Source organism: Xylanimonas allomyrinae, from assembly GCF_004135345.1.
GTDB classification, from domain to species: domain Bacteria; phylum Actinomycetota; class Actinomycetes; order Actinomycetales; family Cellulomonadaceae; genus Xylanimonas; species Xylanimonas allomyrinae.
Window position 1 is genome coordinate 82125 of sequence record NZ_CP035495.1, and the last position, 13232, is coordinate 95356.

Genomic DNA, 13232 nt, shown 5'->3' on the forward strand with positions numbered 1-13232 from the left:
GCATTGCCGGAGCGCGGGTGCCAGGCGAGCATGCGGGCATGGGTCATCTGGAGGTCGCGCACGTCGAGTACGTCCTGCCGGACGGGCGGACACTGCTCGACGACGTCTCCTTCCGGGTGGGGGAGGGCAGCGTCACGGCGCTCGTCGGCCCCAACGGTGCCGGCAAGACGACGCTGCTGCGCCTGGTGACGGGCGAGCTCACGCCGTCGGCGGGTGCGGTCACCATCAGCGGTGGGCTCGGCGTCATGCGCCAGTTCGTGGGCTCCGTGCGCGACACGAGCACCGTGCGCGACCTGCTCGTCGACGTCGCCCCGCCGCGCGTGCGCGACGCGGCCCGCGCGGTCGACGCCGCCGAGCTGCGCGTCATGGAGGTCGACGACGAGACCGCCCAGATGTCCTACGCCCAGGCGCTCGCGGACTGGGCCGACGCGCGGGGCTACGAGGCCGAGACGCTGTGGGACGAGTGCACGACGGCGGCCCTCGGCGTCCCGTTCGAGCGCGCGCAATGGCGTGAGGTGCGCACCCTGAGCGGCGGCGAGCAGAAGCGGCTCGTGCTCGAGGCGTTGCTGCGTGGCCCCGACGAGGTGCTGCTGCTCGACGAACCGGACAACTACCTCGACGTTCCCGGGAAACGGTGGCTCGAGGAGCAGCTGCGCGCCACGCGCAAGACGGTGCTGTTCGTCAGCCACGACCGCGAGCTGCTGGCACGCGTGGCCGACCGGATCGTCGCGCTCGAGCCCGCGCCGTCGGGGGCGGACGCATGGGTGCACGGCGGGACGTTCGCCACCTTCCACCAGGCGCGCCGCGAGCGCTTCGCGCGCTTCGAGGAGCTGCGTCGCCGGTGGGACGAGAAGCACGAACAGCTCCTGCGGCTGGTGCGCGACCTGCGGCAGGCGGCGGCGAACAGCGACGGCATGTCCTCGCGGTACCGCGCCGCGCAGACCAGGCTGCGCAAGTTCGAGGAGGCCGGCCCGCCTCCCGAGCCGCCTCGCGAGCAGGACATCTCCATGCGGTTGCGCGGGGACGTACCGGCCTGCGTGCCGTGATCTGTGAGGGCCTCGAGCTGACCGGACTCATGAAGCCGTTCGACCTCGAGGTGTTCTACGGCGAACGCGTCGCGGTGCTCGGGTCGAACGGGTCGGGCAAGTCCCACTTCCTGCGGTTGCTGGCCGGCGAGCAGGTCGCGCACGACGGCATCTGGCGCCTGGGCGCGCGCGTCGTGCCCGGGTTCTTCGCCCAGACCCACGCGCACCCCGAGCTCGTCGGCCGCACGCTGCTGGAGATCCTGTGGCAGGACCACGCGCAGGACAAGGGCCGCGCGATGCCCGCGCTGCGCCGCTACGAGCTGACGGCCGCGGCCGACCGCCCGTTCGAGAAGCTCTCGGGCGGGCAGCAGGCGAGGTTCCAGATCTTGCTGCTCGAACTGTCCGGCTGCACAGCGCTGCTGCTCGACGAGCCCACCGACAACCTCGACCTCGAGTCGGCCGAGGCGCTGCAGGACGGGCTCGAAGCCTTCGAGGGCACGGTCATGGCCGTCACCCACGACCGCTGGTTCGCGCGCTCGTTCGACAGGTTCCTCGTCTTCGGGTCGGACGGCGTGGTGCGCGAAGCGACCGAGCCCGTGTGGGACGAGCGGCGGGTGGAGCGGACCCGGTAGACGCCGGGCGGCCGGCGCCCCGGGCGCTCACGTCGCGTCAGGTCGGCCTCCTGCGCGGCCGACCATCGGCGAGACGGCGACCCGGTCCACGCCGGACGATCCCTCGCCCTCGAAGCGCGCCGCGTCACGCCTCGCCGTCGACGGTCGCGGCCAGCTCGCCGCGCGCGAGCCGCAGCCGCACCGGCGTGCCGGGGGCGGCGTCGTCGGGCGCACGAACCACGTGCCCGTCCGCGCGCTGCACGACGGCGTAGCCGCGCTCGAGAGTCGACGCCGGAGACAACGCGCGGACCTGGGCCTCAAGGCGCCCGACCTCGCCCGACGCCGCGAGCAGCGCCGCGTTGAGCAGGTGCCGCGCGTGCCGGACCGTGTGCGCGACGTCGCGCTCCCGGCTCTCGACCATGGTCAGGGGCCGGGCGAGCACGGGGCGCGAGCGGACGCCGTCGAGCCCGTGCTGCTCGCGGTCGAGGCGGGCGCGCAGCGCGTGCCGCATGGACCGCCGCGCCTGCTCGATGCGTCGTCGCTCCTCCGCGACGTCGGGAACAACGTGCTTGGCGGCGTCGGTGGGCGTCGAGGCGCGCACGTCGGCGACGAGGTCGAGCAGCGGCGAGTCCTGCTCGTGCCCGATCGCCGAGACCAGCGGAGTGCGGCAGGCGGCGGCCGCGCGCACGAGCGCCTCGTCGCTGAACGGCAGCAGATCCTCAAGAGCGCCCCCGCCGCGTGCGACCACGATGACCTCGACCTCGGGCAGCGCGTCGAGCTCGGCGATCGCGTCCCGGACCTCGCGCACCGCGCTCGCGCCCTGCACGGCGACCTCACGCACCGCGAACCGCACCTGCGGCCAGCGGGCCTGCGCGTTCTTCATGACATCGTGCTTGGCGTCCGAGTTGCGCCCCGTGACCAGGCCGACGACGTGCGGCAGGAACGGGAGCGGCACCTTGCGGGAGTCGTCGAACAGGCCCTCGGCGGCCAGGACCCGGCGCAGGTGCTCGATGCGCGCGAGCAGCTCACCGACACCGACCGCGCGGATCTCCGCGGCGCGCAGCGTCAACGACCCGTTGCCCTTGTAGAAGTCCGGTTTGGCGTGCACGACGACGCGCGCGCCTTCCTCAAGGGTCGCCGTGCTCGCCTGGAGCACGGACGACAGGACGGAGACCGTGACGGAGACCTTCTCGTCGACGTCGCGCAGGGTCAGGTACTGCATCCACGCCCCGGGGCGTTCACGGAACTGGATGATCTGACCTTCGACCCACACGTCCCCCAGGCGTGCGATCCAGCCGCGGATCTTCTCGGAGACGACGGCGACCGACCAGGGTGCCTCGGGGCTGGTCGGGGGTGCGGCGGCGGGTGCGGTGCTCACCAGCCCAGCGTGCCGCATGCCTCCGACATCCACCCTGTTGCGGTCCGGCCACGAGGTCTTCACACGCGCGCTCCTAGACTGGTGCGGTGACCGCTCCCACCACCGAGACACCCGCCGACGCGCCCAAGCGCGTGCTGCTCGCCGCGCCGCGCGGCTACTGCGCCGGCGTCGACCGCGCCGTCGTCGCCGTCGAGAAGGCGCTTGAGACGTACGGTGCGCCCGTGTACGTGCGCAAGGAGATCGTGCACAACAAGCACGTCGTCGAGACGCTCCGCGAGCGCGGTGCGGTCTTCGTCAACGACACCGACGAGGTCCCCGAGGGTGCGCGGCTCGTGTTCTCCGCGCACGGGGTCTCGCCCGCGGTGCGCGACGCCGCTGCCGCGCGCCACCTCGCGACGATCGACGCGACCTGCCCCCTGGTGACCAAGGTGCACAAGGAGGCCGTGCGGTTCGCGGCCGACGACTACGACATCCTGCTCATCGGCCACACGGGCCACGAGGAGGTCGAGGGCACCGCGGGCGAGGCGCCCGAGCACGTGCAGGTCGTCAACTCGCCCGACGAGGTCGACAAGGTCGTGGTCCGTGACCCGGCCAAGGTCGTGTGGATCTCGCAGACGACGCTGTCGGTCGACGAGACGATGGAGACGGTGCGCCGCCTGCGCGAGCGCTTCCCGTCGTTGCAGGACCCGCCGAGCGACGACATCTGCTACGCGACCCAGAACCGCCAGGTGGCCGTCAAGAAGCTCGCCCCGGACGCCGACGTCGTCATCGTCGTCGGCTCCGCGAACTCGTCGAACTCGGTGCGGCTCGTCGAGGTCGCGCTCCAGGCCGGGGCAGGTGCGGCCTACCGCGTCGACCGCGCCGCCGAGATCGAGGACGCCTGGCTCGACCGCGCGACAACCGTGGGGGTGACCTCGGGCGCCTCCGTGCCGGAGATCCTCGTCCAGGACGTCATCGCGCGGCTCGGGACCCACGGGTTCGGGCAGGTCGAGGAGGTGCGCACCGCGACCGAGGAGCTCATGTTCTCGCTGCCGCGCGAGCTGCGCGCCGGACTCAAGGCCGCGGGCCGGGACGACAAGCGGCCGCGGCGCGAGAACCGGCCCGCGCTGCCCGTCGCCGAGGCCTGAGGCCGGGGGCCTGGAGCTTCACCCCGCCGCGGAGGCCTGAAGCCGGGCCCCGGGAGCCTCACCCCGCCGCAGCCTCGTCGTCGGGGGCTGAGAGCTTCTGCAGGGCCTTCTGGTCGGAGCCGGCGAGCGACTCGATGGCCACGACGCGCTCCTCCTCCGCAGCGAGCAGCTCGGGCTTGGTGATGGCGCGCGGCGACGCGTCGATCCCCGTGAGCTCGTCGATCGCCTTCGACCCGTCGACGACGTCGAGCGCGACCATCCGGCGTGCGGAGGTCAGCACCTGGCTCTCGAGCGACCCGATCATCTTGTTGTAGTGCGTGGTCGCCGAGGCGATCGCGTTGCCCGTGCGCGTGATGTGCCCGGTCATGGTCACGAGGCGCGAGTACAGCTCCTTGCCGACCGTGAGGACCTTCTGGGCGTTCTCGGCCAGCGCCTCCTGCCGCCACGCGTAGGCGATGGTCTTGAGCAGGGCGAGCATGGTCATCGGAGTCGCCAGGATGACGTTCTGCCGGGCCGCGTACTCCATGAGGCTCGGGTCGCGCTCCACGGCGGCGGACAGGAACGCCTCCGCCGGGACGAACATGACCACGAACTCGGGGGCGGGGGAGAACTGCTCCCAGTACTCCTTGCCCGCGAGGTCGTCGATGTGCTTGCGCACGTGCCGCACGTGCGCGTCGAGCCTGGCCTCCCGGCGGTTCGGATCGTCGGTCTGCTGAGCCTCCAGGTAGCCGAGGAACGCGACCTTGGCGTCGACGACGACGTGCTTGCCGCCCGCGAGGTGGACCACCATGTCGGGTCGCAGCGTGCCGCCGTCGGTCGCGACGGATGCCTGCTCCTCGAAGTCGACGTTCCTCAGCATGCCGGCAGCCTCGACGACGCGGCGGAGCTGGAGCTCGCCCCATGCCCCGCGCGTCTGCGACGACCGCAGTGCGGTGACCAGGTCGCCGGTGCCCTTGGTGAGCTCGGAGTTTGCGACGGAGAGCTGGCGCAGGTGCTCGGTCAGCGTCGACTGGCCCTCGATCCGTGACTTCTCGGCCTGCGCGACCTCGGCGCGCACCTGCTCGAGCGACTTGCTCAGCGGTTCCACCAGGGCCTTGATGGCCTGCTCGCGCTGGACCAGTGCCTCCTCGTTCTTGACCGTGGAGGCGCGCAGCGTCTGGTTCGCCAGCTCGAGGAACTGCTGGGAGTTGGCCTGCAGGGCCTCGCCCGCCACAGACCGGAAGCGCTGCCTCTCGGCCTCCTGGTCGGCCTTGACCTCGTCAAGCCGCGCCTTTGCGGCCTCGCGTTCCTGCGCCAGACGGCGCTCGGCCTCGGCGCGCGCTTCAGCCAGGCGCCGGGCCGCGTCGTCGGACTCCCGCGCGAGCTGCTCGCGCAGGCCCGCCGCCTCGCGGCGCAGCCCCTCCAACTCCGCGTGCCCGCGCGCCAGCTCCAAGTCGGCGGAACGGCGGGCTGCGCCCGCGCGGTTCGTCGCCGCGAGCCAGCCCACGAGCGTGCCCACGGCGAGGGCTGCGATCAGGAGGCCGATCCAGGTCGTCGTCGTCATGCCCGCAGCGTCGCACGCGCTACCGACAAGGCCTCCGCGGGAGGCTCACGGGGACGGCGACCTGCCGCCGGCCGACGCGGTCTGGACGATCTGGGCCGACTCCCGAGGACGGCGCGGGCACCGGTCGCGGTCGGGCGAGCGATGGACGAACGCCTCGCGTGGTCCGTGTCGGTGCCGCCACCTAGTGTTCGGACGTACGCCGCGATGCCCGTCCCGACGAAACAGGTGATCCCGCTGTCCGCGCCAGTCCCGGAGCACGACCAGCAGCAGCCCCCCGTACCGCCGCCCGACCCGCGCGCGGCCCTGAGCCTGCGCGGCCTGTGGAAGCGATTCGGGCAGAAGATCGCCGTCGCCGGCATCAGCCTGGACGTCGCCGCCGGCTCGTTCTACGGCCTCGTGGGGCCGAACGGCGCCGGCAAGACCACGACGCTGTCGATGGCGACGGGACTCCTGCGCCCCGACTTCGGCACGGCCACCGTGCTCGGCACGGACATGTGGACCGACACGCTCGCCGCCAAGCGCCTGCTCGGTGTCCTCCCCGACGGCGTCCGGCTGTTCGACCGGCTCACCGGCGCACAGCTCATCACCTACGCGGGGCTGCTGCGCGGCCTCGACCGGTCGACGGTCGCGGAGCGCACCGAGGACCTGCTGCGGGCCATGGACCTGCTCGCCGACCGTGACACCTTCGTCGTCGACTACTCCGCCGGCATGACCAAGAAGGTCGCGCTGGCTGCCGCGATGATCCACGCCCCGCGCGTCCTCGTCCTCGACGAGCCCTTCGAGGCCGTCGATCCGGTCAGCGCCGCCAACATCCGCGACATCCTGCACGCCTACGTCGACGACGGCGGGAGCGTCGTCGTCTCGTCCCACGTCATGGACCTGGTGCAGCGCATGTGCAGCCACGTCGCCGTCATCGCGGGCGGGCACGTGCTGGCCGCCGGCACCGTCGACGAGGTCCGCGGCGAGCAGACGCTCGAGGACCGGTTCGTCGAGCTCGTCGGCGGGCGCAAGGAAGGGGAGGGGCTCGCGTGGTTGCGCAGTTCGTCCGCCTCAAGCTGACGCTCATGGCCAACACGTTCCGGCGGAGCGTGTGGCAGACGATCGGCGTCGTCCTTGGGTCGCTCTACGCTGCGGGCGTCCTGGTCGTCGCCGTCGGCGGCGCGATCGCGGGCGGCACGAGCGACGCCGTCGTGACCGGGCAGGTCCTGATTGTGGTGGGTGCCGTGCTCGTGCTCGGCTGGTGGCTCGTGCCGGTGTTCCTCTACGGCGTGGACGCCACGCTCGACCCGCACCGGTTCGCGACGTACGCGATCCCGCGGACCCGCCTGCTGGCCGGGCTCGCGGTCGCCGGGGTCGTGTCGATCCCGGGGATCGCGACGCTGCTGGCCACCGTCGGTGCGGCGTTCGCGTGGTGGCGCACGCCGACGGCGGTGCTCGCCGCGCTGGTCGGCGCCGTCCTCGCGGTCGCGCTCTGCGTCGTCGGCTCGCGAGCGGTCACGACGGCGCTCTCCCCGCTCCTGGAGTCGCGGCGGTCGCGTGAGGTGCTGACGATCATCACGATCGTGCCGCTCATGCTGTTCGGTCCGGCGTTCTCGTGGTTCGCGCAGCGCACGGAGTCGGCGGCCGAGGCGGGGGCCGACGCCGTTCCGCAGGCGCTCGCGGACATCTCCGCCCTGGTCTCGTGGACGCCCTTCGGCGCACCGTGGGGCCTGGCTGCCGCGGTGCACGACGGCGCGTGGGTGGCGGCCCTAGGACGGCTCGCCGTCGCGGTCGCGACCCTCGCCGTCGCCGTCTGGGTCTGGGACCGCGCGCTGACCCGCACGCTCGAACGGCCGGTCGAGGGCGGCGGCAAGGGCGCACGGGGCAAGGGCCTGGGCCTGTTCGACCGGTTCCCGGCGACGCCCGTCGGCGCCGTCGCGGCGCGCGCCGCGATCTACTGGGTGCGCGACCCGCGCTATTCGACCTCCATCCTGCTCATCCCGCTGCTGCCCGTGGTGCTGTTCTTCGCGACCCGCTCCGGCGGCAGCGAGGTCATCGTGATCCTCGCGCCGCTGGCGGCGTGGATCGCAGGGTTCGCCATCTCCAACGACATCGGCTACGACCACACGGCCTTCGCGCTGCACGTGGCGACCGGGATCCGCGGGAGCGTCGACAGGTGGGGCCGGGCCGTCCCGGTGCTCGTCGTGGGTATGCCGCTGGTCGTGGCATACGCGCTGGTGGCCGCCGCCCTGTCCGGCCGATGGGAGTGGCTGCCGCCGCTGCTGGGACTGAGCGTGGGCACGCTCGCGGCGTCGACCGGGGTGTCGAGCCTGGTCTCCGCCCGGTGGCTCTATCCGGTGCCCAGGCCGGGGGAGAGCCCTTTCAAGCAGCCGCAGGGCGCGGCGGGGGCCACGATGGTCGCCCAAGCGGCGAGCACGGGCCTCGTCGGGCTCGTGTCGCTGCCAGGCGTGGCTCTGACGCTCCTGGCGATCCTGTTGCCGAGCCCGGTGCTGGGATGGGTCGCGCTCGTCGTGGCTCCCGTCGTCGGCATCGTCACCCTGGTGGTCGGTGTGCGCTGGGGATCACGCATCTACGACCTCCGGGCGCCCGAGCTCCTCCAACGCGTGCTGTCGTACGCCTGAGCCGAGCCTGCGGCGAGTGCCCATGGTCCGGACGGGCCGGCACCCACGCCGCGCCGTCGGGGCACGGACCGGCATACCGTCGGCGCATGGTCCGTTTCACCCGTGACGACGATCTGCGTGGTCTCGAGCTCGACGGCGCCGCGGCCGCCGGGGCCCGGATCCGCCTGACCGACCTGTCGGGCGCGCGGTTCGACCAGAGCTACCTGACGGGCGCCGTGATGCGCGGCGTCGACCTCTCGGACGCCGACGTCGACGGTGCCATCAGTGGGCTCGTCGTCAACGGTGTCGCCGTCGAGCCGCTCGTCGACGCGGAGCTGAACCGCAGGTTCCCCGGACGCGAGCACCGGCGCTCGGCCCACCCCGCCGAGCAGCTGCGTGCGTTCGAGGCGGCCCAGGAGCGGTGGACCGCGGCGATCGACCGCGCGACCGCGCGCCCGGGACTGCGCGACGCTCGCGTCGACGGAGAGTGGTCGATCTCGCAGACGCTGCGGCACCTCGTGCTCGCAACCGACGGCTGGCTGCGCCACGGGGTGCTGGGCATCGACGACGCGTTCAGCCCGATCGGCGTTCCGTTCGCCGAGTGGGAGGCCCAGGCCGCGTCGATCGGCATCGACCCGCAGGCCGCGCCGTCGTGGGCCGACGTGCTCGACGTGCGCGCGGACCGCGTCGCGCAGGTGCGACGCTTCCTGACGCAGGCGACGCCGGAGCAGTTCGCCGCACCCACGCCCGGCCTGCCCCCGTGGTACGACGACGTGCCCGAGGACGAGCGGCGGTCACGGAGCGTGGGCCGCTGCCTCGGCGTCATCGGGAACGAGGAGTGGGAGCACCTACGGTTCACGTTGCGCGACCTGGACCGCCTCGACGCGGACCGCGCCGCGCTCGACCAGGGCCGCGCCCCGTAGACTTTCGCGACGTGGCTCTCACCATCGGCATCGTCGGACTGCCCAACGTCGGCAAGTCCACCCTCTTCAACGCCCTCACCCGCAACCAGGTGCTCGCGGCGAACTACCCGTTCGCGACCATCGAGCCGAACGTGGGCGTGGTGCCGCTGCCGGACCCCCGCCTGGAGACGCTCGCAGGCATCTTCGGCAGCGAGCGGATCCTGCCCGCGACGGTGTCGTTCGTCGACATCGCCGGCATCGTCAAGGGCGCGTCGGAGGGCGAGGGACTGGGCAACAAGTTCCTGGCCAACATCCGCGAGGCCGATGCGATCTGCCAGGTGACGCGCGTCTTCTCCGACCCCGACGTCGTGCGCGTCGAGGGTTCGACCGATGCAGCGGGCGACATCGAGACCATCGCGACCGAGCTCATCCTGGCCGACCTCCAGACCCTCGAGAAGGCGCTGCCGCGCATCGAGAAGGAGGTCAAGATCAAGAAGGGCGACCCTGCGCTGCTCGACGCCGGCAAGAAGGCCCAGGTCATCCTCGAAGGCGGCACCACCCTGTTCCAGGGAGCGAAGGCGGCGGGCCTCGACCTGGCCGACGTCGCCTCGTTCCAGCTCATGACGGCCAAGCCGTTCATCTACGTCTTCAACACCGACGACGCCGGCCTCGCGGACGAGGCCCTGCAGGCCGAGCTGCGTGCCCTCGTCGCCCCGGCCGACGCCATCTTCCTCGACGCCAAGTTCGAGTCGGAGCTCGTCGAGCTGGAGCCCGAGGAGGCCAAGGAGATGCTGGAGGCCAGCGGCCAGGAGGAGTCGGGCCTCGACCAGCTCGCGAAGGTCGGGTTCCACACGCTCGGCCTGCAGACCTACCTCACGGCTGGTCCCAAGGAGTCGCGCGCCTGGACCATCCGCAAGGGCTGGAAGGCCCCGCAGGCGGCCGGCGTCATCCACACCGACTTCGAGCGCGGCTTCATCAAGGCCGAGGTCATCGGGTTCGAGGACCTCGTCGCGGCGGGCTCTGTCGCGGCGGCCCGAGCGGCGGGCAAGGCCCGCATCGAGGGCAAGGACTACGTGATGGCGGACGGCGACGTCGTGGAGTTCCGCTTCAACGTCTGACTCGTCGGCTCTGCGGGCGACGCCCGCCCCGTGAGACATCCGAGAATTCGCAGGGCACGGGTCCGGTGTGCGACCTACCGTCGGAACCATGACCACGGCACTGGGCGACGACGAGCGGGCCGCCTGGTACGAGGCGGAGAACCCCTGGGGGCCCGACGACGACTTCTTCCTGGCGCTCGCGTGCGAGCGTCCCGAGCGGCGCGTGCTCGACCTCGGGTGCGGCACCGGCCGCCTGACGCTTGCGTTGGCCCGCGCGGGGCATCTGGTCACGGGTGTCGACCCGGATCGGGCCGCGCTCGCGCTGGCCCGGGGCAAGCCCGGGGCGGACGACGTCATCTGGGTCGAGGGCACGTCGTCGGTGCTGGGCGACGCCGAGTTCGACGTCGCGCTCATGACGGGGCACGTGGCCCAGGCGATCGTCGACCCGCGGGACTGGGTCGAGACGCTCGCGGACCTGAGGCGTGTGCTCGTGCCGGGCGGCACGCTGGCGTTCGATGCGCGCGATCCCGCGGCACGGGCGTGGGAGCGATGGAACCCCGCCGACTCGCGCGAGGCGGTGACGCTCGCGGACGGTTCACAGGCGGTGGGGTGGTACGACGTCACGGATGTGTCGGCTGACGGCGTCGTCACCTTCGACGACCATCGGGTGCTCGCCGACGGCACCGCGACCGTCGAGGAGGGGTGTCTCGCCTTCCGCCCCGAGGCTCGGCTGCGCGCCGACCTCGCTGCGGCGGGGTTCGTGGTCGACGCCGTGCACGGGGCTGGCTCGGTGAGCCCGTGGGCGCGGGTGTCGGCGAGCTCGTGGTCGTCGCGCACCGCTGAGCCAGCGTGGCGGCCTGAGCGCCAAGGCCGTGCAGATCGCGCCGTGTTTGTGAGGGAGCCTGTGTAACGGTGTCGGATCGTCGGCCGCAGCGGCGACGGCGAGGCCGACGCGGGCCTGGCGCGTGGGGCTCGCGCGCGTGGCCTGCGAGAACGTCGCGAGGTCTTCCGTCCCCCGCTGCCTCTCCGGGGTGCAGTCCGCGTGAATCCGGCGTTAAGTACTGATACCGAGTCGGTAACGGTTCTAGCCGACAGGCCGGGCAATCTAGACAGCGTCCCGGTGCGACCCCATAGCATCAGCCCGGTCCGCAATATGGACCGGTTGCGCTCCAGGCCACGTCGGTAGGCGCGCTTCGGTCATCGGCACCACACCTGCCGCTGCCTCAACGGAGGAGAGATATGAAGATCAGGCGTATAGCCGGGCTGACCGCCATGGTCGCGACCGGCGCGCTGGCCCTGTCGGCCTGCTCGTCGGGCGGTCCGAGCGACGGAGCCGCGACGAACGCGAACGCGACCGGTGCATCGGCCGGCGTCGTGTCCGCGTGGGGTGGAGAGCCCCAGAACCCGCTGATCCCCACCAACACCAACGAGGTCAGCGGCGGCAAGATCCTCGACCTGATCTTCGCCGGTCTGGTCTACTACGACGCCGATGGTGCACCGCACAACGAGGTCGCGGACTCCATCACGTCGGACGACAACGTGACGTGGACGATCAAGCTCAAGGACGGCAAGACCTTCTCCGACGGGACCCCGGTCAAGGCCGAGAACTTCGTCAAGGCGTGGAACTTCGGGGCGACGACGTATCCGGACGTGCCGCAGCAGCTCTCGAACTACTTCTTCAACATCTTCGAGGGCTACGACAAGACGACGGTCTGCGCCGACGAGGCCTGCGAGGCGTTCCTCGCTCCCGAGTCGACCGAGCTGTCCGGGCTCAAGGTCGTGGACGACCTGACGTTCACCGCGACCCTGACCTCGCCGCAGTCGGACTTCCCGCTGCGCCTGGGCTACTCGGCGTACTACCCGCTGCCGGACTCCGCGTTCGACGACATGGAGGCGTTCGGCGAGAACCCGGTCGGCAACGGTCCTTACGTGCTCACCGAGTGGAACCACAACGTCGAGGCGAAGCTCGCCCCGAACGACGCGTACGACGGTGACCGCAAGGCGCAGAACGGCGGCGTGGACATCAAGTTCTACACCGAGCTCGAGCCCGCCTACCAGGACCTGCTCTCCGGGCAGCTCGACGTGCTCGACCAGGTTCCGGACTCGGCCTTCGGGACGTTCGAGGCCGACCTCGGCGACCGTGCCGTGAACCAGCCGGCCGCGATCTTCCAGTCGTTCACCATCCCGGGCAACCTGCCTCACTTCGGTCAGGACGACGAGGGCAGGCTCCGCCGCCAGGCGATCTCGATGGCGATCGACCGCAAGCAGATCACCGACGTGATCTTCCAGGGCACGCGGACGCCCGCGACCGACTTCACGTCGCCGGTCATCGACGGCTGGTCGGACAGCGTGCCGGGCAACGAGGTGCTCAAGTTCGACGCGGCCAAGGCCAAGGACCTGTGGGCCCAGGCGGACGCCATCTCCCCGTGGGAGGGCACGTTCACCATCGCGTACAACGCCGACGGCGGTCACCAGAGCTGGGTCGAGGCAGTCACGAACTCGATCAAGAACACGCTGGGGATCGACGCCGAGGGCAAGAGCTACCCGGACTTCGCCACGTTCCGGTCCGACATCACGGGCCGCACGATGACCGGGGCGTTCCGCTCTGGCTGGCAGGCCGACTACCCGTCGCTGTACAACTTCCTCGGCCCGCTCTACGGCACCGGGGCAGGGTCGAACGACGGCGACTACTCGAACGCGACTGTCGACCAGCTCCTCACCGAGGGTCTCAAGGCCGACTCGGTCGACGACGCGAACGCGCTGTTCCAGCAGGTCCAGGAGCAGCTCTTCAAGGACCTGCCGGCGATTCCGCTGTGGTACTCGAACGCGACCGGCGGCTCGGGTGAGGCAGTCGACAACGTCAAGTTCGGGTGGAACAGCGTCCCGCTGCTCTACGCGGTCACCAAGCAGGGCTGACCGGACTCGCGTCACGCCGCCCCGGGGCCGGAG

9 protein-coding genes and 1 pseudogene are annotated in these 13232 nt (G+C 71.8%); 8 read left to right on the plus strand and 2 right to left on the minus strand.

Translation table 11 applies throughout. From position 1 onward, the window contains the following. Positions 1–38: 38 nt before the first annotated feature. Positions 39–1657 (plus strand): annotated as a pseudogene (locus tag ET495_RS00360) (ABC-F family ATP-binding cassette domain-containing protein). Positions 1658–1781: 124 nt separating this feature from the next. On the opposite strand, the gene xseA reads toward ET495_RS00360, so the two are convergent. Next, positions 1782–3032, minus strand: a complete 1251-nt coding sequence (xseA, locus tag ET495_RS00365) for an exodeoxyribonuclease VII large subunit (protein ID WP_129201719.1) — start codon at positions 3030–3032, stop codon at positions 1782–1784. A gap of 68 nt (positions 3033–3100) precedes the next feature. On the opposite strand from xseA, the gene ET495_RS00370 reads away from it, so the two are divergent. Then, a complete protein-coding gene (locus tag ET495_RS00370) occupies positions 3101–4141 on the plus strand; it encodes a 4-hydroxy-3-methylbut-2-enyl diphosphate reductase (protein ID WP_129201721.1) in 1041 nt (346 codons plus the stop codon). Between the two features lie 58 nt (positions 4142–4199). On the opposite strand, the gene ET495_RS00375 is transcribed toward ET495_RS00370, so the two are convergent. Next, on the minus strand, positions 4200–5684 hold the full coding sequence (locus tag ET495_RS00375; RefSeq protein ID WP_129201723.1) for a DNA recombination protein RmuC: 1485 nt from the start codon (positions 5682–5684) through the stop codon (positions 4200–4202). A gap of 204 nt (positions 5685–5888) precedes the next feature. Between ET495_RS00375 and ET495_RS00380 the strand changes: the two genes are divergently transcribed. From ET495_RS00380 to ET495_RS00405, 6 genes are all read left to right on the plus strand, one after another. Continuing rightward, positions 5889–6743 carry an ABC transporter ATP-binding protein gene (locus ET495_RS00380; protein ID WP_245993201.1) on the plus strand — a complete coding sequence of 285 codons (855 nt, stop codon included), beginning with the start codon at positions 5889–5891 and terminating at the stop codon, positions 6741–6743. After that, positions 6713–8305, plus strand: a complete 1593-nt coding sequence (locus ET495_RS00385) for a hypothetical protein (protein ID WP_129201725.1) — start codon at positions 6713–6715, stop codon at positions 8303–8305. Before ET495_RS00380 ends, ET495_RS00385 begins: the two co-directional genes overlap by 31 nt. A gap of 86 nt (positions 8306–8391) precedes the next feature. Next, a complete protein-coding gene (locus ET495_RS00390) occupies positions 8392–9207 on the plus strand; it encodes a DinB family protein (protein ID WP_129201727.1) in 816 nt (271 codons plus the stop codon). An 11-nt stretch (positions 9208–9218) separates the two neighbouring features. Further along, positions 9219–10304, plus strand: a complete 1086-nt coding sequence (gene ychF, locus ET495_RS00395) for a redox-regulated ATPase YchF (RefSeq protein ID WP_129201729.1) — start codon at positions 9219–9221, stop codon at positions 10302–10304. An 88-nt stretch (positions 10305–10392) separates the two neighbouring features. Next, positions 10393–11193: a class I SAM-dependent methyltransferase gene (locus ET495_RS00400; RefSeq protein ID WP_245993203.1), complete on the plus strand. Its 801-nt coding sequence runs from the start codon at positions 10393–10395 to the stop codon at positions 11191–11193. A 329-nt stretch (positions 11194–11522) separates the two neighbouring features. Beyond that, a complete protein-coding gene (locus tag ET495_RS00405) occupies positions 11523–13199 on the plus strand; it encodes a peptide ABC transporter substrate-binding protein (RefSeq protein ID WP_129201731.1) in 1677 nt (558 codons plus the stop codon). Positions 13200–13232 lie beyond the last annotated feature (33 nt).